We start from the raw sequence: 21,568 nt of genomic DNA, 5'->3' as shown, positions 1-21,568 counted from the left end.
TTGCGCCTGTCACCACCTGTTCCGGGAGGTAGCCCCCAGTGTTCGAGCGTCCCCAAGAGCGCCGCACCCACCTTCGCTTCGACAAGGTCTTCACCGTGTACCTCACCACCCAGGACGGGATGATGCGGGGGGTGGGCCGCAACATCAGTGCGCGGGGCATGTTCGTGGAGGTTCGCGACTCGGTGGGCCTGGGCGAGAAGCTCAAAGTCACCTTCGCGGGCGAGGACGGCACCGAGATGACGTGCCTGTGCGAGGTCCGCTACCAGGTGGCCCTGGCCTTCGGGCGCAAGGACGGGCGCGAGGGCAGCAGCCGCGGGGTGGGGCTGCGCATCGTGGCCTACGAGACGCAGGACGACGCGCCGCTGCTCCTGGTGGACCGCGAGCGCGTGATGCACTGACGCCCGCACCCAGGCCCGTGAAGGGCTTGACGGCCCGTCGCTCCCGGAACCGCGGGGGCCGTGGAGCCAGTCTTTACAGGCCTGAAAGCGACAAGGGCACGTCCTCCGCAGGGGTGGACGTGCCCTTCGTCTTTGCTACGGCAGCGGGACGACTACTGCGAGAAGCCCTCGAGGAGGTAGTGGGCCTCGATGCGCTTGAGCGCCAGGATCATGGCGGCGCAGCGGGTGTCCACCGGCTCGCCGATGCAGTACTGGCGGCTGTCATGCATCTCCGTCTTGCGCGGCTGGTTGCGCGAGATGTCGCGGATGATGCGGTAGTTGCGCTTCATGGCGCGCTCGAGGCGCTGATCCACCTCGGCCTCGCTCCAGCGCTCCATGCGCTTGTTCTGGATCCACTCGTAGTAGCTCACCGTCACACCGCCGGCGTTGGCGATGATGTCGGGGATCATCTCGATGCCGCGCTTCTGGAGGACGCGGTCGGCCTCGGGGGTGGTGGGGCCGTTGGCGCCCTCGGCGATGAGCTTCACCTTGAGGCGCTCGGCGACGTCCGCGGTGATTTCGCCACCCAGCGCGGCGGGGATGCAGATGTCGGCCTGGACCTCCCAGAGGTCCTTCTTCTCGATCTTCTGGGCGCCGGGGAAGCCGAGCACGCTGCGCTTGAGATTCTTGGGGTCGGCCACGTAGGCGGCCAGCGCGTTCACGTCGATGCCGTCGCCGTTGTAGATGGTGCCGTCGGCGTCGTTCACCGCCAGGAGGCGGGCGCCCGCGCTGGCGAGGATGAGGGCGGCGTGGCTGCCCACGTTGCCGAAGCCCTGGAGGGTGAACGTCTTGCCCTTCACGGACTCGCCGCGGTCGGCGTAGTAGTCCTCGATGCAGAAGGCGACGCCCTGGCCGGTGGCCTTGCCGCGGCCCTCGGAGCCACCGATGCGCACGTCCTTGCCGGTGACGATGCCGCGCAGGTTGTGGCGCTCGCGCTCACCGTCGGAGAACTGGCGGTACAGCAGCGCCATGATGTCCGGGTTGGTGCCCACGTCCGGAGCCGGGATGTCGATGTTCGGCCCGATGAGGCTCTTGAGCCGGTACATGAAGCGCAGGGTGATGGCCTCGATCTCCTCCCGGCCGTACTCGCGCGGGTCGATCTGGATGCCGCCCTTGCCACCGCCGAACGGAACCTCGCTGATGGCCGTCTTCCAGGTCATCTCCGCGGCGAGGGCCTTGAACAGGTCCAGGGAGACTTCGCGGTGGTAGCGGAGGCCGCCCTTGTAGGGGCCGCGGGCCTGGTTGTGCTGGACGCGGTAGGCCTTGAAGCGCTGCGACTCGCCGGGGACCAACTGGTACACCTTGCCGTCCGGCAGGCGCAGGTGGCCCTGGCGGATGGCCACGTCGGAGCCGAGGAGGGCGCGGCCGTTGAGGATGATGTTGCCGTTGGCCAGCAGCTCCAGGCCTTCCTTGTTGCGCACCTGCGTCTCGGGCAGGTCGGCGAAGGACTTCGCGCGGTCGGCGGCGAGCGGGACGAGGCGGTCCTTCAGCTTGGCCGTGACGTAGAAGATGTGCTCGTAGTCGGGCTCCTCGAGCTCGAGACGGACGCGCTTGTCCAGCTTGATGAGGTCCGCAGCCCGATGGAAGATCTCCATCGCCTCCGTGTAGACGGTGCGCTTGGGCGAGGGGGCCGGGGCGCGCATGAAGTTCTCTTCGCTGGCCATGACGGGAAACGCTCCTTGTGGGCCCCACCGGTAGGTGGCGAGGCACGCGGGGATGGCGGCCCTTATGTGCACAGCCGCCATGAGCTTTCAACCGCGCGGAGCGCTGCCTCTTCCTGCGGAATGTGGAGAGATGACGGGCACTTATGGCAACGCGCTGTGTCACCGGGGTCGGACGCGGTGTGTCATGGCTGTCACGGTGGGCAAGCGGCGGATCCAGGGAACGCCGGGCGGGTGGGGGAGCAAAAGAGCAGGACTGATCATTTGCCCTTGCCGGCCCAGAAACCCCATGGTACTTCGCGCCCCACTTTCGTTCGTTTCGCCGACATAGCTCAGTTGGTAGAGCAACTGATTCGTAATCAGTAGGTCTCCGGTTCAAATCCGGATGTCGGCTCCAGAACAGAAAAAGGCCGGTTGCCCTCGGGGCAGCCGGCCTTTTTCGTTTCCGGGCCCTGTTGGAGACCGGTGCCCGGCGCCCCAGCAGAGGCGAACGCAGCTCCGCCAGAGCTACATGGCGAGCGTCACTTCGTTCGCAGGAACCAGAGGTTCGTCTTCGACGACGGCAGCAACACGAAGCCCTTCAGCGCCGGTACGTAGCGAAATCGGCCTTGCACCCCCGCCGAGCTCGACACGGCAGGAGCGCCGGTCACTTCCTTGATCCGGATCGTCCATGACCCTGAGTCGACCGGCGTCACCGCATAGACGCGCTCTGGAATCGGAGTGAGCTTCGCCCCCGCCCAGCTCCCGCCCGCGTAGAACAAGAACTCGTCGTTGAGCGGGTCGTAGTCCATCCCGGCGTACATCGGTTGGTCGGCCTTCAACTGCTCCAGGGCCGCATTGCTCGTGAAGGTCACACTCAGCTGCGATTTGCCATCGACTGGGACGCGCGAGGCCGAGAGTCCAGTGTCGTAGCCCTGGCCGTCACCCCATTGCAGGGTGAAGAGCTGTCGGCGCTTCGAGTCGTACGCGCCTGGGAACCGGACCAGGTCGGCCGTGCGGGTGGTGATGGGCTTGGACCACTTCTTCGCCACGGGCTCGTACCGCTCGAATGCGGTGGTCCACACGTTGCCGTCGCCGTCGCGCACGAACCCATACCCATCCGTCGCCAGCGGATGAACCCCCTCGCCGTCCCAGGTGTTGGTGTTGAGGTCGAACCCATCGTTCGTGTTGACGTCCCAGGCCGAGGGATACGTGTACCGCGGTCGCACTCGCAGGACGCGATCGGCCGTCGGCGAATAGAGCGTCGACTGGTAGGTGTGCATCGAGGCGGGTTGGCCATCGGCGTTGTAACCGACGTTGTTTCCGGCCACCGGTGATGCGGCCTTTCGCACCACCCACACGGGCGCATCGACGTCGATGCGAATGGAGACGGTGCGATTGTCGGCGCTGTCGCCATGTCCGCCAGCGGCAGCGACGATGAGCTCGCTCGTGCTGTCCTTGATGGCCATGCCACTGTAGGCATCCACCGGCGCACCGCCCGCCCCACTGGTGCCGGGAACTTCCACCCATTGATTGACCGCGGCGCCCGTCAACCAGGCAGGCACGCTCCCATCGCTGGGTGGGCCGGCATCAAAGGTCCCGGCGTCCCTGCCCGCCCCGGCGTCAGACGTCGAGCCGGCGTCGGACGTTGGACCCGCATCGCTCACTGGCCCGGCGTCTTCTGGGTCACTGCCTCCGGCCCCGCCGGAGCAACCGCACAGCGCGAGCGCCAGGACAGCAGTGGACATCACGAGATGGCGAAACATGAGACCTGGTTCGTTCAGTGACATGTCGGTGAGTACAGGTGACGTTGCCCTGCGGACTCGGGGCAACTTCAGACTACCAGCCGGAAACGGTGGACGTCGTAGTTCGCCATCAGCAGTGGGGGAAAGGAACAATTGACTCCACACCCTCTTCGAAGCCCATGCGGCCCGAGCCCCGGAGGCACTGGCCGCGTGGCACGAGGGCCAGGGTCAGGCCACGAGCACGCGCTTCACCATCGCCTCGGAGCGCTCGTACAGCTCGCGCGCGAGCGCGGCGTCCTGTGCCAGGCGGCTCGGCGACTGCTCTCGGCGGTCGTCGTAGTAGCGGCCGGAAACGTTCTCCAGCTCCGGGGCGGTGGCGCAGTACAGCGAGGTGCGCGCGCCCTCCTCGTTGGAGAGCATGAAGAGCTTCATCACCGGGCGGATGGGCCAGGGTGCCTCGCGCCAGATGTCGGACGCCACCACGCCGGGGTGCAGGGAGTAGGTCGTCACCCCGGTGCCTGCCAGCCGCCGCGCCAGCTCGGCCGCGTGCAGCACGTTCATCAGCTTGCTCACCCCGTACATCCGCAGCCGTTCCTTCACGCTTCGCGTGGGCCGCTCGAGCATGGCCCAGTCGATGCCGCGCGCCTGCTGGTGCGCGCGGCTCGCCACGTTGACGATGCGTGCCCGCTTCGCCTCCTGAAGCCGGGGGAGCAGCAGGGAGGTGAGGAGAAACGGCCCCAGGTGGTTCGTCCCGAACGTCACCTCGAAGCCGTCCTGCGTCAGCCCGGGCGTCGCGGCGATGCCCGCGTTGTTGATGAGCACGTCGAGGGGCCGGCCGGTGGCGAGGAAGCGCTCGGCGGACTCCTTCACCGCGCGCAGCGAGGCGAGGTCCAGCGCGAGGAACTCCAGGTCCGCGCCCGGGTGCTTGCGGCGGATGTCCTCGAGAACGGGCAGGGTGCGCTCGGCCGAGCGCGAGGCCATCACCACCGCGGCCCCGCGCGAGGCGAGCGCCTCCGCCGTGGCCCGCCCGATGCCCGAGTTGGCTCCGGTGACGAGGAACGTCCTGCCCTTCAGGTCCTGCTCCGCCATGGACTCACTCCTTGGGTTTGTAGCGAAGCGCTCCAATGAGCGCAGCCAGTGCGGGAGGCGTCTGCCGCCGACTGGGGTGATAGAGGTAGTAGCCGGGGAAGGTCGGGCACCACTTCTCCAGAATCCGCGTGAGCCGCCCGGCCTCGATATCCGCCGCCACCAGATCCTCATAGATGAACGCGAGACCCTGGCCCGCCAGGGCTGCCTCTCGGATCAGGTCGGTGTTGTTGAACACGAGGGGACCCTCGACGCGAACCTCGAGGGGCCGCCCCTTCTGTTCGAAGTCCCAGGCATAGAGCCCGCCTGTCTTGACGTGCCGGTAGTTGATGCAGCGCTGGCCTGAGAGCTCGCGGGGCGTCCGGGGCACCGGATGGTTGGCGAAATACGATGGGGCTCCGACGACGGCCATCCGGATGTCCGGCCCGATGCGCACCGCGATCATGTCCTTCTCGACGATGTCGCCAAAGCGGATGCCGGCGTCGAGGCGGTCCGCGACGATGTCGGTCAGGTTGTCATCGACGAGCATCTCCACCCGGATATCGGGATGGGACGCAAGGAAGCCCGGCAGGGACGGCATCACGACGGACGAGACCGCATGCTTTGTCGCGGTGATGCGGACGGTGCCGGACGCCTTCCCGCGCAGGGCGCCGACCGCGTCCACCCCCGAGGAGATCTCCTCCAGGGCGGGGCGCAGGGAGCGCAGCAGCGTCTCGCCCGCTTCGGTCGTCGACACCGAGCGCGTGGTCCGCGACAGGAGCCGCACCCCGAGCCGCTCCTCCAGGGCCTTCATGGCGTGACTCAACGCCGACTGGGACATGCCGAGCTCGGCCGCCGCGCGGGTGAAGCTGCCCTGCTCCGCGACGACAGCGAAGGCAGCGAGATCGTACAGGTCGTCTCGTTTCATTCATGCACCGTGTGCATAAGCCCAAGCGAATTATAGCGGCTGGTCGCAATCAGGACCCAGGGCTATCTGATGGTCACCGACCCGGAGCGGACCGCACACCGGCGCCCGCCGAGGCTCCATCCACCCCGAAAAAGGAGCTGTCATGAGCAACAAGAAGGTCTGGTTCATCACTGGAGCCAGCCGCGGCATGGGCATCGATTTCGCCAAGGCCGCCCTGGCGGCCGGCCACGCGGTTGTGGCCTCGGGCCGGGACAGCGACCGCGTGGCCAAGGCCCTGGGTCGGTCGAGCGACCTGCTGGCCGTCAAGCTGGACGTCACCCGTCGCGCCGATGCCGAGGCGGCGGTGCGGGCCGCTGTCGACCGGTTCGGCCGCATCGACGTGCTGGTCAACAATGCCGCCAGCTTCTACGCGGGCTACTTCGAGGAGCTGACGCCGGAGCAGATGGAGCGGCAGCTGGCGACGAGCCTCATCGGCCCGATGAACGTCACCCGCGCTGTCCTGCCGGTAATGCGCAAGCAGCGCTCGGGACACATCATCTCGATCTCCTCGACAGCGGGCCTCTCGGGCTTCGAGTTCGGTACTGCCTACGCCGCGTCGAAGTTCGGCCTGGAGGGCTGGATGGAGTCGCTGCACGCCGAGGTCGCGCCGTTTGGCATTGCGACCACCATCGTCAACCCGGGGTTCTTCCGCACGGAGCTCCTCACGGAGCAATCGACGAATTACGCCGAGCCGTCCGTCAAGGACTACGACGAGCGCAGAGCGCCACTGCTCGAGTTCTGGAAGGCCCAGAACGGCAAGCAATCCGGCGACCCGGCGAAGCTCGCGCGAGCGCTCATCACCATTGCGAGCCAGGAGTCACCGCCGCGCCGCTTCATCGCCGGCGCCGATGCCATTGCCACGGCGGAGCAGAGGGTCGCCGAGCTGAAGGCGCAGCTCGAGGCGTTCCGCGCCCTGTCGACCTCGCTGGCGTTTGATTGAGAATTCAAGGAGCGATTGATGAAACAGAAAAAGCAAGCAACTGGAACGAACACCCAGGATCGCCCAGCCCTCGGTCGCCGCGACTTCCTGGCTCATACCGCCCTCATCGGAGCAGGGTTGTCCCTCGGGCCCTTGGCGTGCGCCATGTCATCGGAGCAGTCCAAGAGAATCAACAGCGAGAGCAACAAGGGGCTGCGTAGCGGAGAAAGCAAGATGAAGACACGAAAGCTCGGAAGCCTGGAGGTCTCGGAGCTGGGAGCCGGGTGTATGAGTATCAGCGCCAACTACGGGCCCCCCGCGGACAGGAACCAGGGCATCCAGGTCCTTCGTGCAGCCCATGAAAAGGGCGTCACGTTCTTTGATACAGCCGAAGTCTACGGCCCCTATACGAACGAGGAGCTCGTCGGAGAAGCGCTCGCGCCTGTTCGCGACAATGTGGCTATCGCCACCAAGTTCGGTTTCAACCTTGAAGCAGGCGGTCTCAATAGCCGGCCGGAGCACATCAAGAAGGCGGTTGAGGGCTCACTCAAGCGCCTCAGGACCGACCGCATCGACCTCTACTACCAGCACCGGGTGGACCCCAAGGTGCCCATCGAAGATGTGGCGGGTGCGATCAAGGAGCTGATCGCCGAGGGAAAGGTCCTGCACTTCGGTCTGTCCGAGGCGAGCGCGAGAACCATCCGCCGAGCGCATGCGGTCCAGCCGGTGACCGCAATCCAGACCGAGTACTCGCTCATGGAAAGGGATCCAGAAAGGAACGGCGTCCTCATCGCGTGTGAGGAGCTGGGAATCGGCTTCGTCCCATGGGGTCCAGTTGGAATGGGTTATCTGACTGGGAAGATCGACGCTGGCACGAGACTCGACCCGAAAACAGATCTTCGCTCCGGGTTCACGCGCTTCAGCCCTGAAAACCTGGCCGCCAATGCTCCGGTCGTCGAGCTGCTCAGGCGAGTCGCAGAAAAGAAGGGCGCAACGCCTGCTCAGATTGCACTGGCCTGGCTGTTGGCGCAGAAGCCCTGGATCGTTCCGATTCCGGGTACGCGCAACCCGGATCACCTCGCGGAGAACCTGGGGGCAATCCAGGTTCAGCTGACACCCGCGGATCTTCGTGAGATCGAAACTGCCTTCTCCAAGATTACAGTGCAGGGTGGGCGGATGAATGAAATGCAGATGGAGGTCGTCGACCCAACGGAGTGACCGGTCGTTGGGCCCGCACCGCCGCCGACGCGGTGCGCCGAAGCGAATTGCACTGATCCCTTTGCCTATCCTCGGACAGTCGCTCTAGATTCACGATCAGTGAATCCTGCCAACCCCGCTCCGCGCTGCTGAGTGGCGAGGAGAGGGGGCGCGCAGGGAGCCGTGACCGAATAGGAGGCAGGGATGCCCGAAATGATCATTCCGGGGACCTATATCGACGTACGGGCCGAGGGGTTGATATCCGCCGGGCGCATCGCCACCGGCATCGTCGGCGTCGTGGGGACGGCCAGCGCCGGTCCCGTGGGAGTCCCGGTCACCCTCTCGGGCTTCGCCAATGCCCGCGAGGTCTTCGGGCTCCCGGACGACTTCGACAAACCGGTGGATGGGGCGAATCCCCTCTCACTCACCCGCGCGCTGCAGCACATCTACGCGAACGGGGCCTCCACCGTCATCGGCGTGCGGGTGGCGAAGAGCACCTCCAAGGCCGCGAGCTTCGCGGTGCGAGACAACGCGGACCACACCGTGGCAGTGCTGACCGCGCTCTCGCCCGGCACCTGGGGCAACGAGATTCACGTCGACGTCTCCGAGTCCAAGGCGCCGTGCCGCATCGTCGGGGAGAAGCAGACGTCCTCCTTCGCGGCGCTTCGCTACCACACGGTGAAGCCCAGTCCGGAGAACCGCCTCCAGGTGACTCGAGGAGACACCCGGCGGGTAGACACCTTCGACGTCGTCTACCGGTTCATCGCCCGGGACGAGGAGGTCGTCGCCAACGGTTCGAATGCCTTCCTCCTCGCCAACCCCAAGGTCGCCAACGTGCCGGCGGTCAACGAGTTCAAGGTGGTGGACGGCTCCGGGAAGACGGTGCGGACGTACGGCTCGGGCGCCATCCTCTACGGCGCCGGGGCGCCGCCCGCGGCGGGCGAGGTTCGCGTCAACACCTCCACCGGCGAGCTCACCTTCGAGGCCTCGCAGGTGCCGTCCGCCGGCCAGAAGGTCATCGCCACCTACGGCGTGGAGCATGCCGCCCCGCAGCCCGGCGAGGTGCTCATCACCGTGTGGAACGGCGACCTGGACTTCCACGCCGGCGATGCGCCCAACGCCGCCAACGGGGACGTGCTCACCGCCAGCTACCTGGTGGAGGCGGAGGACGCCGTTCTCGTGACGCTGGTGTCCGGCACGTCCAAGGAAGCCTACGTCGTCTGCGACGGCCGCCTCCTGGCGCAGCAGCTCGCCACGTCCGCGCTGGTGCGGGGCACCGCGGATGCCACCTACGGCGGCAACAAGCCCGCCACGGGGGTGAGCGCCTGGTTCGGTACCGGGACCAACACCCGGGGCGCCAACGGCGCGGACGCGGGTGAGGACGAGTTCCGGGCTGGCCTCGAGGCCATCTCCAACATGCTCGTCAACATCGTGGTGCTCGCGGGCCAGGACGCCGAGGACATGGGCTCGGTCCTGGTGGGCCACCTCAAGGAGACGGCGGAGACCGACCACGAGCGCATCGGTGTCATCGGCGCCAAGGGCAACACGGTGGCCGAGTTCCTGGGCCACTCGATGGCCGAGGACCGGGTCATCCTCGTCGCTCCGGGCATGCGCTACCCGGATGGCAGGACGCTGCCTCCCGCGTATACGGCCGCGGCCGTGGCGGGGCTCGTGTCGTCCCTGTCCGTGCAGACCAGCCTGACGAACAAGAGCGTGAACATCCCCGGCCTGGCCGTGGACGTGAATCGCGGGCAGCAGGAGCAGCTCATCAAGCAGAACGTGCTGACCGTGGTCCGCAAGGAAGGGCTGCGGGTGCTCAAGGGGTTGACCACGCAGGGCGAGGGACAGCCGTTCTCCTCCATCCCCATCCGCCGCATCGTCGACTACGCGAAGTACGGCGTCCGCTCGGCTTCCAACCCGTACATCGGCAAGCTCAACAACTCGCGGGTGCGGTCGGCGCTCAGGGCCACGCTGGATGCCTTCCTCACCCGCATGGTGGAGGACGAGGCGCTCACCGGCTACGAGCTCGAGGTCACCGCTACCCGCGCCCAGGAGATCGCCGGAGAGGTCAGCGTCACCATGACCATCCAGCCGACCTTCAGCATCGACTACATCCGCGTGACCATGACGCTGAAGTAAGCGAGGACACCCATGCCCAATGACGTGTTTCGTGCCACTGACGCGGTCCTGGTGCTCGGAGTGGAGGACACCTCGACGCCCGAGGGTGAGGTCGCCGAGGCCCTGGTCTCCGAATACGACCTCAGCAACGTGGTGGGGCGCCTGACGAACGTCTCCATCAGCGTCACCAGCAACGTGCGCCCCTTCTTCGAGATTGGCCGGCGCTATCCCACGCACCTGCGGCCCGGCATCGTCCAGGTGTCCGGCACCGCCGAGCGTGGCCACGTGAATGGAGCGCTGCTCCGGCTCCTGCTCGGGGACGGCGCGGCGAGCCCGCCCTCGTCGCCGAACTTCGTGCAGCCCTCGTTCAACATCATCTCCACGCTCAAGGACCCGGCCCGGCCCACCCAGCAGTCCCGGGTCACCATCTTCGGGGTGCGGTTCGACAGCTGGAACTACGCCATCCCCAGTGACTCCTTCGTGATGGAGAAGGTGACCTTCCAGGCCCTGCGCGTGGCCTTCGAGGAGAGCTAGCGCTCTTCACGGGAGAGGTGACGGGAGTGAGAAACCCGATGCATGCAACCCCGGGGGAGAGCCCTGGGGGCAATGGGGCCGCGGCGGACGGAGGGCTGCTGTCCGCCCATGACCTGCTGGCTGGCAGCGCGCTCGTCCACGAGGTGGCGATTCCCGCCCAGGTGCTGAGGCCGGGAAGCGCCGCGGAGCCGGGCAGGGCGGGTGGGCACGTGAAGCTGCGGCCCCTGCGCATCGCCACGCTCGCCCTCATCCTGAAGGCCTCGCGCGAGGAGCCCTCCCTGGTGCCCCTCCTGATGGTCAAGGAGTCGCTGGTGGAGCCCGCGCTCCAGCTGGAGCAGATCCGCCAGTTGCACGCGGGGCTCGTGCACTTCCTGGTGGCGCGCATCAACCTCATCTCGGGCCTGGACACGGACGGGGACGGGGCGCAGAGCGTCGCCTCCTCGCCGCTCGGACAGTCGCACCTCCTGTTGGCCCGGCACTTCGGGTGGACACCGCAGCAGGTCGCGGAGCTGACGCCGGGACAGGTGGCGGTGTACCTCGCTGGCATCGAGCGGCTGCTCGCGCTGGATGCGGCCCGCGAGCGGGGGGGCCGGGAGTGACGCTGGAGCGGCAGACGGAGAAGGTCCTCCGGGTGGCGGAAGCACTGTTCCGCCAGCCCCTCGGGTCCGCGTTCCCTCTGCCAGGGGAGTTCGCCGACTGGGACCTCCACGCGCGGCTGGAGCGCGTCCTGTCGCGAGCGCTTCAGGGCGGCGCGGCCCCCGCCGAGGCTGTGCCTCCATCCGAGCCGTTACCCGAGGGACGGAGCGCGCCCGGCGCACCACGCACCGACCTCCGGAGCACCGCGAGCCCGTTCGCGCGGGCTCGACCCTCGGAGCCTGTCGCGGCCTCCACTGTCGCGGAGGGGCCGCGAGCGCCGGACGCACCACGCTTCGACTTCGGGGACACCGCGAGTCCGTACTCGCGGGGTCGACCCTCGGAGCCTGTCGCGGCGTCCGCCGGGCTCTACGAGGCGTCGATGCTCCAGGTGCCGGAGCCCACGGGCATGGAGTCCCACGCGACGCACCTGGGCGCTTCGCCGGGGTCCTCCGGAGAGGGGAGCGGCTGGCCACGAGGGAATCCGGCACTGCGAGGGTCGCCGGAGTCCGGAGTCCGAGCGCGTGCGTCCGCACCGTCCACGAACTTTCCGGAGCGCGGGACGGTGGCTGGAAGTCTCGGCTTCCCCTCCGTGCCGGTGTACCGCCCGCAAGCTCCAACGGTTGACGCGCTGGTGGAGAAGGCGCGTCCGCTCACGCTCACTCCAGTCGCGTCGGCGATGGCTTCCACGCGCCCGCCGCCTGCGGAGCGCGCCGTCTTCGAGGAGGGCCCCGCGCCCATGAGGGACGGAGCGGCTTCGGGCTCGCGGTCCGTCCGCATGGTCTCGACACCGGCCGAGCTGGCGGCGCTGCTGCGCTCTCACGTCGAAGCTCCCGAAGCCCTGCCTCCGAGGCTACCAGGCCGCGACGCGGCTCCCGAGGCGCCGGTCTTCGCGGGCCCCAGTCCAGTTCACGCGAGCCCCGCTGCTCCCATGGTGCACGTCCCCGAGCCGGTCTCCCTGCCGGAGGTGTCCTTCACGGGGCCGGCCCGTGAGACAGGGGCGGGCGGTGCGGCGGAGGAGCTGCTGCTGGACAAGCTGCTCGACAGGTTCCAGGACCGGCTGAGGGAGGAGTCGATCCGGCGCTTCGGGCTCACCGGGGGAGACCTCTGATGGCGCTCGAACTGGCGGGGATTCCCCTCGACAAGCTCATCAAGGTGGAGGTGCGCGAGCGCGCCCGCTTCGTCCGACACAGCGTGCCCGGGCTCAGCGGCGAGCTGACCCAGGACCTCGGGCGGCCCGGCGTGGCCGTGGCCTTCCAGGGCATCTTCCTGGGCGCGGAGGCCGCCGACAGGCTCAAGGAGCTGCGGGACAAGTACCTGGCCCGCGAGCCGGTGGACTTCCTGTGCGAGGCCATCGGCGAGGGGTACTTCACGCAGGTCGTCATCGAGGGCCTTCAGGTGGTGCAGCGGGCGGGCTTCGTCGACCAGTTCGACTATGCCTGCGAGGTGGCGGAGTACGTACCCCCACCGCCGCCCGCGGTCTCCAGTCCGCTCGGGGACCTCGACGCCAGCATCCTCGATGAGGCCGCCGGGATGATGGACGACGTGCAGAACGCCATCGGCCAGGTCGCCGACCTGGCGAACCTCCTCGCTGGAGCCTCCGACTACGGCAACCCCACCACGCGGCTGCCGGGGATGCTCACGTCCTTCACCGAAGCGGCAGGTCCCGCCACCACGACGCTGAGCTCCATTGCAGGGCTTCTCTGAGCTGGGGAGCGAGGGAGTCCCGGGATGAGCGCCACAGCCAATGTACCGACGCTGGAGGGGGCGAGCACCGCCAGCCTGAACGTTGGCAATGGGCTGAGCGGCTTCCTCAACGTGCTGGGCTCCCTGAGCTCGGGCCCCTCGTCGCCGCTGGCAGGCGTCACCTCGGCCATGGAGGGGCTCGAGACCACCCTGCAGATCGACGTCTCCGGAATCTCGGAGCGCCTGCCCGAGGCGCTCACCACCATCCGCAACGCGCTCCCCGCGGACAGCCTGCGGTACGTGGAGGAAATCGAGCAGGCCTACAGCGAGCTGATGCGGTTCCTGCAGGACAGCGACGTGGTGAAGCAGATCCAGGCCGGCTCCAGCCTGGAGCAGACCGCCATGGCGCTGGTCGGGGACCTGCTGGGCCTGTTCCAGACGCGCCTGGGTGACCTCGCCGCGAACCTGATTGGCGCTGAGGAGCTGACGCGGGTCCGCGAGGCCCTCCAGCTCATCGACGACCTGCGCACGAACTACGCCGGCAACGCCGCGGAGCTGCTGCCGTTCCTCAGCCGCAACCTCATTGGCGTGGCGCCGGACCTGCTCCAGGACGTGACGGCGCACGTGAGCTCGGCGCTCGCCGTCGTGGCGCCTCTGTCCGACGCCAACCTGGCCACGGCGGTGAACCCGGCCCGGGCGGCCATCGCCGCGGCGTTCCAGGAGGTGGCCCAGGCCATCAAGGACTTCGACCCGGCCAACGTGGCCCTGTATGGCGCGCTGGAGCTGAAGCTCCAGGGCCTGCGCACCGCGTTCGACTCGGGCTTCGATACGCTGGAAGACTTCTACGCGGCCCTCCAGACGGTGGTGGAGAGCCACGCCTGGGACACCGTCTTCACCACGTACCGGGACCTCCTCGACGCGCTGCCGCTCGACGCGCTCCCCACGGTCGACGACGCGGTGGACCAGCTCGCCGAGGTGCTGAACGAGTTCCTGGCGCGGCTGACGATGGTGTTCTCGCCGGAGGACCTCGCGGCGCGCATCACCCGGCTGTCCACCAGCATCCAGGAGAGCTTCGCCCAGTCGCCGCTGGGGCAGGCCCGGAGCATCCTGCTCGGGTTCATCGACAGGATCCGCCAGGCCATCGAGCAGGTGCCCACCGAGCAGGTGCAGGCCGCGGTGGAGGCCATGCTCGTGCGCGTCAAGCAGGAGCTGGACGACCTGGGCATCACCTCCATCCGCACCTCCATCGAGGAGGCGTTCCAGGACGCCCAGAAGTTCATCGACGACAATCTCGACTCCGGGCTGCTCACCCAGGTGCAGCAGGGCCTGGCGGATGTGCTCCGGCAGCTCGAGCAGATTCCCTTCGCCGAGGTGGGCCAGGAACTCACGACGGCCATCGAGTCCGCCGGGTCGGTGATTCAGGAGCTGGAGGACAGCCTCGCGGATGGCCTCGAGGAGATTCGCTCGCTCCTCGCCCGGCTGGACGAGCTGAGCTTCAAGCCGGTCGCCGACGAGGTCATCGAGGAGATAGGCACCCTCAAGACGAAGCTGCAGTCCATCCGCCCCGACGCCCTCTCCGACGCGGAGAAGCTCGCCATCCAGGCCGGCCTCGCGCTGCTGCGCGCCATCGACCTGGAGGGGATGATCAACACCCAGCTCAAGAACGGGTTCGCCGAGCTGGGCAATGAGCTCAAGGGGCTCATCAACCAGATCCTCGCCGCCTGGCAGGACTTCCGCCGCAGGCTCGGGAACTTCGACCCGGAGTCGGTGATGGGGCCGCTGGGCTCCCTCCTGGACCAGGTCACCGGGGCCGTGCAGAAGCTCAACGGCGCGACGCTGCTGGCGCCCCTCTACGAGCTCGTCGACAACCTGAAGGCCCGCCTCGCCACGCTCTCGCCGGGCTTGCTGCTGAGGGTGCTCCGCGAGCCCTATGCGCAGATGATGGCCGTGGTGGAGCGCGTCAACCCGGATGTCTGGGTGGCGCCCCTGCGGACGCTGTACGCCGAGATCGACAAGCTGCTCGGGTACGTGGACATCCGGCCCCTCCTCGACACGTTGGAGGAGAAGGAGAAGGAGCTCTTCGCGCAGGCACGCCAGGCCATCATCGACGGACTCGATAGCGTGAACCTGCCCGCGCCGCTCGACACCTTCTACGCCACGCTCAAGACCATCACGCTCGCCCTGACCGATGCCCTGTTCGGAGACCCGGAAGAGGGCATCCGCCAGGTCCAGGTCAGCGTCCAGAACAGCATCAAGCTGAGCACGCTGTTCCAGCCGCTGGACCTCGTCTTCGACCGGCTGCTCCAGGCCCTGGACGGTGTGCCACGCAACGACCTGGTCTCGGTCATGGAGGGACTGCGCACGGGGCTCGGCCTGGCGATGCATGCCATCGACCCCCGCAACGTGCTGCGCCAGCTTCGCGAAGGGCAGGGTACGCTCGCGGAGCTGTCCCCGGTGCGGGCCGCGGCGGGCATCCCGTTCCTCCCGGGGCTGCGTGCCTCCCTGGTGGCGAGACTCGAGCTCGCCCCGCCCGGCAACCAGGACGCGGCGGTCTCGCTCCTGGCGCGCTTCGACCTCGTGGTCCAGCCGGTGCGCATCGACGTGGAGTCCTCGCGGCTCCGGCAGCTCCAGGCGTCGCACGAGAGCCTGGTCAACGCCCTGCGCCTCAAGATCAACTCGCTGGAGGCGACTGGCGCGGAGGCCTCGTACACCCGGCTCGATGCGAACCTCGGCAGGCTCCTGCCCGCGTTCCTGCGGCAGCGCGAGCCGCTCACCTACGAGCAGCTTCGCGCAGGGCTCGCGACGCTGCGGCCCTCGGAGAAGGCCCGCCGGCTGGATGCGACGCTCGAGCTCTTCCTGGCCCGGCTCAAGCCCATGGAGAGCGCCATCACCCCGGCCATCAATGGGTTCTTCACGATGATCAAGGACACGGCCTTGATCATCCACCCGGCCATGCTCAAGGACGCGGTCTCCGGCGTCTACGACACCGTGCAGGCGAAGTTCCACGTCCTGGACCCGGATGAGCTGGCGCAGTCGCTGCGGGAGAACATCTACGAGCCCCTGCTCGACCCGCTCGCGGCGCTCGACCCGGCCACGCTGGAGGCGCAGCTCGACGGCCTGTACCAGGGCGTCCTCACCTCGCTGACGGGCAAGGTGAAGGGCTTCATCGACCAGGTGAAGGGCGCGGTCGACCAGGTCCTCGGGCAGATACGCCAGGCTGTCGCCGCGGTGCTCGGCACCCTGAGGGCGGAGATCGGCGTCATCCTCAAGAAGCTGGAGGACCTGCTCGAGAACCTCGACAGCCTGGTGGTCGATGACCTGTTCGGGCGGCTCCTGCGCGTCATCGACAACCTGGAGACCAGCTTCAACGAGGAGCTGGACCGGGTGCAGCACGAGTTCGACGCGATGTTGAACGCCATTCCCCTCGGCGCGTCCGGGGGCTCGGCCTCGGTGGGCCTGTGAGGACGCACATGGGCGGACCCACCGCATCGACAGCCGCGCACCTGGAGCAGGAGGGCCTCGCGCGCATCGAGGCCTGGCAGGCCGCCGCCTCGGCCGGACGGCAGGTCTCCGCCGAGGACGGCCTGGTGAGGGAGGTGCGCGAGGGCGGGGCGCTGTCCCGCTACACCTGGCTCGCCAACGGAGAGCTGGCCTCCATCACCGAGCCCGATGGCACGCGGTGGCACTACGGCTACGGCCCCGACGGGCGGCTGCTGACGGTCACCCGCAACGGAGAGCCGTGGGCCGAGTACCGCTATGACGAGGCGGGGCGGCTCGTCGAGGTGATCCGTCCCGACGGTCCACGGCGCCACGTCTACGACGCGCAGGGACGGCTCCTGCGCACGCTGCGCGGAGACGCCGCCGCCTTCGCCTACCAGTACGACGCGCGGGGTCGGGTCTCCCTGGCCCGGAGCGACCGCGAGGAGACCCGCTTCACCCATGACGAGCGCGGCCATGTCACCCGCCTCGAACAGGTGGTGGAGGAGGTCGCCCTGACGGTGGAGCAGGACTTCGACAGCCAGGGCCGCCTCGCGCGGCTGCGCTTCGCCCCCTGGGATGTCTCCATCACCTACGCCTGGGATGAGCGCGGCCGCCCGCGCTCCCTCGCGTGGGGCGGAGAGGTCCTGGCCCGGTTCGGGTACGCGGACGAGGAGAAGCACTGCTGGCGCGAGACGGCGGATGGGCTGCGTGAGGAGACGTGGCACGACACGCGCGATGGGCGGCCCGTGCGCAAGCACCTGCGCCGGGGCGCGGAGGTGCTCTGGCGGAAGGAGCTGGCCTACGACGCGGGGTTCCGGCTCGTGAAGGACGGTGAGCGGACCTACGGCTACGACGAGCTCGGCCGGTTGGTGGAGGCGGAGGAGGGAAGCCGGCACTGGCGCTTCCAGTACGACGCCATGGACGAGCTCGTGGGCGAGGAGGGCGGTGGAGGCAAGCCGCTGGAGCTGGACGTGGACGCGACCGGCAAGGTGCGTCGCGTGCGCCGCGCGTCCACGGAGCGCGTCTACCGCTACAACCAGGCGGGAGAGGCACTCGCGGTCCTGGAGAACGGCCACCGCCTCGCGCAGTGCATGTACGACCACAAGGGACGGCTCGCGCTCAAGCGCACGGACGCGGGCGTCGAGCGGTACCTGTACGGGCCCGACGACGCGCTGCTCGCCATCACCGATGCAGCGGGTGCCCCGCGCTGGCTCTTCCTGCGGATGCCCACCGGCCTCGTCGGAGCCATCGACTTCCGCACCCGCGCCGAGGGCGAGCCCGTCTTCTTCCACGGCGACGGACGCGGCAGCCTGGTCTTCGCCGGTGCGATGGACGGCACGGTGGAGGGCCCGTTCTCCTGCGACCCGTTCGGAGTGCCGCTGGGCCGGCCCACCCGGCTGCCGTACCTCCACCGCGAGCGCGTCTACCACGCCGACCTCGGCCTCTACTGGATGAGCTGCCGCTGGTACGACCCGGCGCTGCGCCGCTTCCTCACCGAGGACAGCTACACGGGCGCTCCCGACGACGAGCGCCTCGTGAGTCCCTTCTGCCTGGCGCAGCACCAGCGGATGACGCGCGCCCAGATTCTGGGCGAGTGGCTCAAGCAGCCTCGCGTGCGCAACCGCCACGCCTGGTGCTGCAACGACCCGGTGAATCGCTTCGACCCGAACGGGCACTGGAGCTTCGGCGGGGTGCTGCTGTCGCTCCTCGGCGCCATCTGGACGCTGCCCAACACGCTGTTCGGACTCGCGGTGGAAATCACCTGTCTGGTGGGCGAGGTGGTGCGCTGGCTCGTCTGGCTCTTCAGCTTCGGCAACGTGAGCTGGCAGACGCCGGGCATCGACGTGGCGTCATCGGGGCGCCTCAACGCCTTCGCGCTGGTCTTCACCGGCGGCTGGCTCGGTTCCTTCCGGAGCCTGCTCGGCGTCACCTTCGGCAACGTCTTCTTCGTGAACAAGGACTGGAAGACGCATCCGGCCTACGTGGCCCTGCCAGCCAACGTCTCACCTCCGGCCTATGGGGGAACCGTCACCATTCCCAAGGATGACACCCTCTACGAGCACGAGTTGCGGCACGTGAATCAGTACTCGTGGTTCGGCCCCTTCTTCCACCTCGGGATGCCGGCCTTCGGCTTCTACGAGTGGGACCTCATCTTCAATGGCTACCAGAACGCCTGGACCGAGAGGAACGCCAGGGACTACTCGGGATTCTGATGGCCGGCCACTCTCCACACTTCTCCCTCACGCTCGGGAGCCTGCGTTCGGACACGGACAGCCCGGCTGGCGGGCCGTCCTATTTCGCCGTGGACCGCAGCCTGGAGCTCCCCGCCGACGGGCTGCGCGTCGTGCTCGCGGAGCGTGGTGAGGTCGTGCCCGGAGACGTGGCGGAGCTGGAGCTCGGTGACGAGGACGGGCTGGAGCGCGTGTTCACCGGCACCGTGGTGGAGGTCCGCCCGCATGCGGCGGGCGTGGAAGTGTTCGCCGCGGGCACGGTCCTCGCGTTGCTCGAGCTGCGGGCCTCGTCGTACTACCAGGAGCAGACCGCGGGCGACATCGCGCGAGACCTCATCGGGAAGGCAGGGCTCGACGCGGGCGACATCTCCGACGGCGTGTCCCTGCCGCGCTTCGCCGTGGAGCGGCGGCGCAGTGCCTGGCCCCAGCTCAAGCGGCTCGCGGAGCGCCTGGGCTTCGACGTCTTCTCGGACCGGGAGGGGAAGATCCACTTCCGCGGGTTGGGCGAGGCCGCGAACCTTGGCTCTGGCGGGCTCGTCGGAGCAGCGGCGGGCGCGGCGGGCGCAGTGAGCGCGCTCGCGGGAGGAGGCGGAGCGCTGGCCTTCGGCAAGCACCTCATCGCCACGGTCGGCAGCTCGCGGCCGGCGCTGGAGCGCAAGGTCGTGGTGGGCGGCGAGAGCCCCATGTCCGGCCAGGGCGAGGACAAGAGCTTCTGGCTGACGGCCAAGGACACGGACTTCGAGGACTCCGCGGGGGACGGCGAGGAGACGCTCGTGCTGGACCCGGTGGCGCGCACGAAGGACCTGGCGGGACGGTTCGCCGCCGGCTACCTCACGGGGCTTCGCCGCACGCGGCGGGAGCAGCGGGTGACGCTCCTCGGACAGGCGGCCCTGGACCTGGGCGCCCCGCTGGAGACGGTGGACGCACCGGAGGCGCTCCTCAACGCCAAGGGCTTCGTGAAGGCACTGCGGCACCGCTTCGGAGGAGGCATCGGCTTCCTGACCGAGGCCACCCTCTGCGTGGAGGGCGACGAATGAACGAGCTCATCTCGCTCATGCGCCGCGTGGTGCGCGAGGAGCTGGCGGCCCGTCGTGGGCCCCTGCTCGCCACGGTGACGGCCGTGTATGCGCACGAGGAGAAGGACGACGCCCGGAACTACGAGGCCGACGTGCGCCTCAAGCACGAGGGGCTCGACCTGCAGAAGGTGCCGATGTCCGTCACCCACGTGGGCGTGGCCGTCCCGCCGAGGGTGGGGGACCTGGTGCTCGTGCAGTTCCTCGACATGGACCTGCAGCAGCCGCTCATCACCGGCCGCTTCTACCATGAGGAGGAGCGGGCGCCGCTCTTCAAGGAGGACGAGCTCCTCTTCGAGCACCGCCTCGCGGACGGCAAGCTCAACCACCTGCGCTTCGCCGCCGACGGCACCATCTACGTGCAGCGCGAGGTGACGAAGCCCGAGGACAACAGCGAGTTCAAGGCGGGCATCAAGATCGACCCCGAGGGCAACATCGAGCTGAAGACCGGGGACAAGGTGGTCATCACCCTGAAGGCAGGGGAGATCGACATCAAGTCCGACGGGCAGCCCATCAAGATCACCTGCGACGAGCTGACCGTCGACGGAAAGCTGAAGGTGACGGGGGAGACGCAGCTCAAGGACAAGCTGAAGGTGGGGACCGGCATGGGTACCACCATCGACGGCAACAAGATTACGGGAGGGTCCGTCTGATGGCCGACCTGGTCCTGGAAGGAGTCCTCAACCTGGAGGGCCTGCTCACCCTCGAAGGGTCCTCGGGCGGCAAGGTGAAGGTCGGCTCCAACGAGGTGCTGGTGGAGGTGTTGCCCTCGGGCCCGCCCCAGTGCAGCTCGGCGTCGCCGGTCATCCTGCCGCCTCCTCCCGCGCCACCGACACAGCCCCAGCCCACGGTGTGGATCGTCAACAGCTTCAACAAGACGGTGAAGGCGGGCACCCAGGCCATCGTCGCCCAGGGGATGGCCATGCAGGGGATGACGGGCGCGCCCCTGTGGCCGGGCATGGTGCTGCCGAGCACGGGCAACCCCACCGTCACCATCAACAACATCCCCATCAACGTCGTGAACGACAAGGCCGCCATCTTCCCCTCCGGGGGCATGGCGACCTTCAACTCCAGCGGGCAGATGTGATGGCGGACCTCGTGCTCCACATCCTGCAGCCCGCCAACGGCGCGAAGCTCGCCGGCACGGGGAACGTGCGCCTCCAGGCACAGCTCGGGGCGGGGAGCGCCGCGGGGCTCTTCTTCAAGTGGTACTCCACCCTCAACGCGGCGGCGACCCAGGACCACCCGGAGCTGAACGTGGCCGACCACTCCGCCGCGAAGCTCGACTGGACCACGCCCCTCGACGTGGGAACGCACGTCATCACCCTGGCGGCAGCCGACCGCGACGGCAACGACCTGGCCTCCATCAAGGCGGTCACCCGGTCGGCCTTCGCGGGCGGGGCCCCGGCCAGCCCCGAGCCCTGCGTCATCCACCGGCTCCAGGCCACCCTGAAGACGCCCGCGAACGATGGCGACAGCCTGAGCAAGGCGTCGGCCCCGCTCGAGGCACTGGCGCCTTCCCGGTGGGGCAAGAAGCATCCGACGCTGCCCGGGGCCTACGTGATGGACCCGGACTACCACGCGGTCAACGGCCTCCGTTACCGCTTCCGCTTTGCGCCCGCCGGGCCTCCGGACGCGTCGAAGACGGCGGAGGTGATTCCCGCGGCGAGCGCGCTGACATTCTTCATCGGCTCGGACGACAAGCCCTATGTGCGCTGGAGCGGCGCGCTGCCGGGAAACCTGGGGACGGGGGCCTATGTCCTCACGCTGTACGTGGAGAGCCTGGACGGGTCGGTGGGCCACAACGTGAGTCGCAACGTCACCCTCACCGCATAGGAGCAAG

Annotated in this window: 18 protein-coding genes and 1 tRNA gene; 15 read left to right on the top strand and 4 right to left on the bottom strand. The window is 68.5% G+C overall.

Features of this window, described 5'->3' with window-relative positions:
* The first annotated feature begins 38 nt into the window (after positions 1–38).
* Positions 39–398, top strand: a complete 360-nt coding sequence (locus G4D86_RS42640; protein ID WP_164000386.1) for a PilZ domain-containing protein — start codon at positions 39–41, stop codon at positions 396–398.
* A 152-nt stretch (positions 399–550) separates the two neighbouring features.
* Here G4D86_RS42640 and G4D86_RS42635 read toward each other — a convergent pair whose 3' ends face one another.
* Complete coding sequence (locus tag G4D86_RS42635; protein ID WP_164000384.1) at positions 551–2,101, bottom strand: Glu/Leu/Phe/Val family dehydrogenase; 1,551 nt, start codon at positions 2,099–2,101, stop codon at positions 551–553.
* Positions 2,102–2,419: 318 nt separating this feature from the next.
* Between G4D86_RS42635 and G4D86_RS42630 the strand changes: the two genes are divergently transcribed.
* Positions 2,420–2,495 (top strand) — tRNA-Thr (locus tag G4D86_RS42630).
* 124 nt (positions 2,496–2,619) lie between these two features.
* On the opposite strand, the gene G4D86_RS42625 is transcribed toward G4D86_RS42630, so the two are convergent.
* From G4D86_RS42625 to G4D86_RS42615, 3 genes are all read right to left on the bottom strand, one after another.
* A complete protein-coding gene (locus tag G4D86_RS42625; RefSeq protein ID WP_164000382.1) occupies positions 2,620–3,843 on the bottom strand; it encodes a hypothetical protein in 1,224 nt (407 codons plus the stop codon).
* Between the two features lie 207 nt (positions 3,844–4,050).
* Positions 4,051–4,911, bottom strand: a complete 861-nt coding sequence (locus tag G4D86_RS42620; protein ID WP_164000380.1) for an SDR family oxidoreductase — start codon at positions 4,909–4,911, stop codon at positions 4,051–4,053.
* Positions 4,912–4,915: 4 nt separating this feature from the next.
* A complete protein-coding gene (locus G4D86_RS42615; RefSeq protein WP_164000378.1) occupies positions 4,916–5,815 on the bottom strand; it encodes a LysR family transcriptional regulator in 900 nt (299 codons plus the stop codon).
* A gap of 142 nt (positions 5,816–5,957) precedes the next feature.
* Between G4D86_RS42615 and G4D86_RS42610 the strand changes: the two genes are divergently transcribed.
* From G4D86_RS42610 to G4D86_RS42550, 13 genes are all read left to right on the top strand, one after another.
* Positions 5,958–6,794: an SDR family NAD(P)-dependent oxidoreductase gene (locus G4D86_RS42610; RefSeq protein WP_164000377.1), complete on the top strand. Its 837-nt coding sequence runs from the start codon at positions 5,958–5,960 to the stop codon at positions 6,792–6,794.
* A 213-nt stretch (positions 6,795–7,007) separates the two neighbouring features.
* The gene (locus tag G4D86_RS42605) at positions 7,008–7,991 is read left to right on the top strand and encodes an aldo/keto reductase (protein WP_164000467.1); all 984 of its coding nucleotides are present in this window, start codon (positions 7,008–7,010) and stop codon (positions 7,989–7,991) included.
* A gap of 183 nt (positions 7,992–8,174) precedes the next feature.
* Complete coding sequence (locus G4D86_RS42600) at positions 8,175–10,109, top strand: phage tail sheath C-terminal domain-containing protein (protein WP_164000375.1); 1,935 nt, start codon at positions 8,175–8,177, stop codon at positions 10,107–10,109.
* Between the two features lie 12 nt (positions 10,110–10,121).
* A complete protein-coding gene (locus G4D86_RS42595) occupies positions 10,122–10,622 on the top strand; it encodes a hypothetical protein (RefSeq protein ID WP_164000372.1) in 501 nt (166 codons plus the stop codon).
* 38 nt (positions 10,623–10,660) lie between these two features.
* Positions 10,661–11,221, top strand: a complete 561-nt coding sequence (locus G4D86_RS42590; RefSeq protein ID WP_205520275.1) for a hypothetical protein — start codon at positions 10,661–10,663, stop codon at positions 11,219–11,221.
* Positions 11,222–11,820: 599 nt separating this feature from the next.
* Positions 11,821–12,366 (top strand): hypothetical protein, encoded by a 546-nt coding sequence (locus G4D86_RS42585; RefSeq protein WP_164000370.1) that lies wholly within the window; start codon positions 11,821–11,823, stop codon positions 12,364–12,366.
* The gene (locus G4D86_RS42580; protein ID WP_164000368.1) at positions 12,366–12,962 is read left to right on the top strand and encodes a DNA circularization N-terminal domain-containing protein; all 597 of its coding nucleotides are present in this window, start codon (positions 12,366–12,368) and stop codon (positions 12,960–12,962) included. Before G4D86_RS42585 ends, G4D86_RS42580 begins: the two co-directional genes overlap by 1 nt.
* Before the next feature lie 24 nt (positions 12,963–12,986).
* Positions 12,987–16,403 carry a coiled-coil domain-containing protein gene (locus tag G4D86_RS42575; RefSeq protein WP_164000366.1) on the top strand — a complete coding sequence of 1,139 codons (3,417 nt, stop codon included), beginning with the start codon at positions 12,987–12,989 and terminating at the stop codon, positions 16,401–16,403.
* A gap of 8 nt (positions 16,404–16,411) precedes the next feature.
* On the top strand, positions 16,412–18,634 hold the full coding sequence (locus G4D86_RS42570; protein ID WP_164000364.1) for a hypothetical protein: 2,223 nt from the start codon (positions 16,412–16,414) through the stop codon (positions 18,632–18,634).
* Positions 18,634–19,689: a hypothetical protein gene (locus G4D86_RS42565; protein WP_164000362.1), complete on the top strand. Its 1,056-nt coding sequence runs from the start codon at positions 18,634–18,636 to the stop codon at positions 19,687–19,689. Before G4D86_RS42570 ends, G4D86_RS42565 begins: the two co-directional genes overlap by 1 nt.
* A complete protein-coding gene (locus G4D86_RS42560; RefSeq protein WP_164000360.1) occupies positions 19,686–20,378 on the top strand; it encodes a hypothetical protein in 693 nt (230 codons plus the stop codon). Before G4D86_RS42565 ends, G4D86_RS42560 begins: the two co-directional genes overlap by 4 nt.
* A complete protein-coding gene (locus tag G4D86_RS42555; RefSeq protein WP_164000358.1) occupies positions 20,378–20,812 on the top strand; it encodes a hypothetical protein in 435 nt (144 codons plus the stop codon). The genes G4D86_RS42560 and G4D86_RS42555 overlap by 1 nt, the downstream gene beginning before the upstream one ends.
* Positions 20,812–21,561, top strand: a complete 750-nt coding sequence (locus tag G4D86_RS42550) for a hypothetical protein (RefSeq protein ID WP_164000356.1) — start codon at positions 20,812–20,814, stop codon at positions 21,559–21,561. The genes G4D86_RS42555 and G4D86_RS42550 overlap by 1 nt, the downstream gene beginning before the upstream one ends.
* The last annotated feature ends 7 nt before the right edge of the window (positions 21,562–21,568 follow it).

Source organism: Pyxidicoccus caerfyrddinensis (genome assembly GCF_010894405.1).
GTDB classification, from domain to species: Bacteria; Myxococcota; Myxococcia; order Myxococcales; family Myxococcaceae; genus Myxococcus; species Myxococcus caerfyrddinensis.
Note: the sequence above shows the minus strand (reverse complement) of the source record. Positions and strands in the feature narration are given on the sequence as shown.

Excerpts from the sequence above, each read along its gene's own strand:
- G4D86_RS42565 (WP_164000362.1), top strand. The coding sequence starts at position 18,634 with ATGGCCGGCCACTCTCCACACTTCTCCCTCACGCTCGGGAGCCTGCGT.
- G4D86_RS42595 (WP_164000372.1), top strand. The coding sequence starts at position 10,122 with ATGCCCAATGACGTGTTTCGTGCCACTGACGCGGTCCTGGTGCTCGGA.
- G4D86_RS42615 (WP_164000378.1), bottom strand. The coding sequence starts at position 5,815 with ATGAAACGAGACGACCTGTACGATCTCGCTGCCTTCGCTGTCGTCGCG.
- G4D86_RS42600 (WP_164000375.1), top strand. The coding sequence starts at position 8,175 with ATGCCCGAAATGATCATTCCGGGGACCTATATCGACGTACGGGCCGAG.
- G4D86_RS42620 (WP_164000380.1), bottom strand. The coding sequence starts at position 4,911 with ATGGCGGAGCAGGACCTGAAGGGCAGGACGTTCCTCGTCACCGGAGCC.
- G4D86_RS42605 (WP_164000467.1), top strand. The coding sequence starts at position 7,008 with ATGAAGACACGAAAGCTCGGAAGCCTGGAGGTCTCGGAGCTGGGAGCC.
- G4D86_RS42590 (WP_205520275.1), top strand. The coding sequence starts at position 10,661 with ATGCATGCAACCCCGGGGGAGAGCCCTGGGGGCAATGGGGCCGCGGCG.
- G4D86_RS42610 (WP_164000377.1), top strand. The coding sequence starts at position 5,958 with ATGAGCAACAAGAAGGTCTGGTTCATCACTGGAGCCAGCCGCGGCATG.
- G4D86_RS42575 (WP_164000366.1), top strand. The coding sequence starts at position 12,987 with ATGAGCGCCACAGCCAATGTACCGACGCTGGAGGGGGCGAGCACCGCC.
- G4D86_RS42570 (WP_164000364.1), top strand. The coding sequence starts at position 16,412 with ATGGGCGGACCCACCGCATCGACAGCCGCGCACCTGGAGCAGGAGGGC.
- G4D86_RS42550 (WP_164000356.1), top strand. The coding sequence starts at position 20,812 with ATGGCGGACCTCGTGCTCCACATCCTGCAGCCCGCCAACGGCGCGAAG.
- G4D86_RS42580 (WP_164000368.1), top strand. The coding sequence starts at position 12,366 with ATGGCGCTCGAACTGGCGGGGATTCCCCTCGACAAGCTCATCAAGGTG.
- G4D86_RS42635 (WP_164000384.1), bottom strand. The coding sequence starts at position 2,101 with ATGGCCAGCGAAGAGAACTTCATGCGCGCCCCGGCCCCCTCGCCCAAG.
- G4D86_RS42625 (WP_164000382.1), bottom strand. The coding sequence starts at position 3,843 with ATGTTTCGCCATCTCGTGATGTCCACTGCTGTCCTGGCGCTCGCGCTG.
- G4D86_RS42560 (WP_164000360.1), top strand. The coding sequence starts at position 19,686 with ATGAACGAGCTCATCTCGCTCATGCGCCGCGTGGTGCGCGAGGAGCTG.
- G4D86_RS42555 (WP_164000358.1), top strand. The coding sequence starts at position 20,378 with ATGGCCGACCTGGTCCTGGAAGGAGTCCTCAACCTGGAGGGCCTGCTC.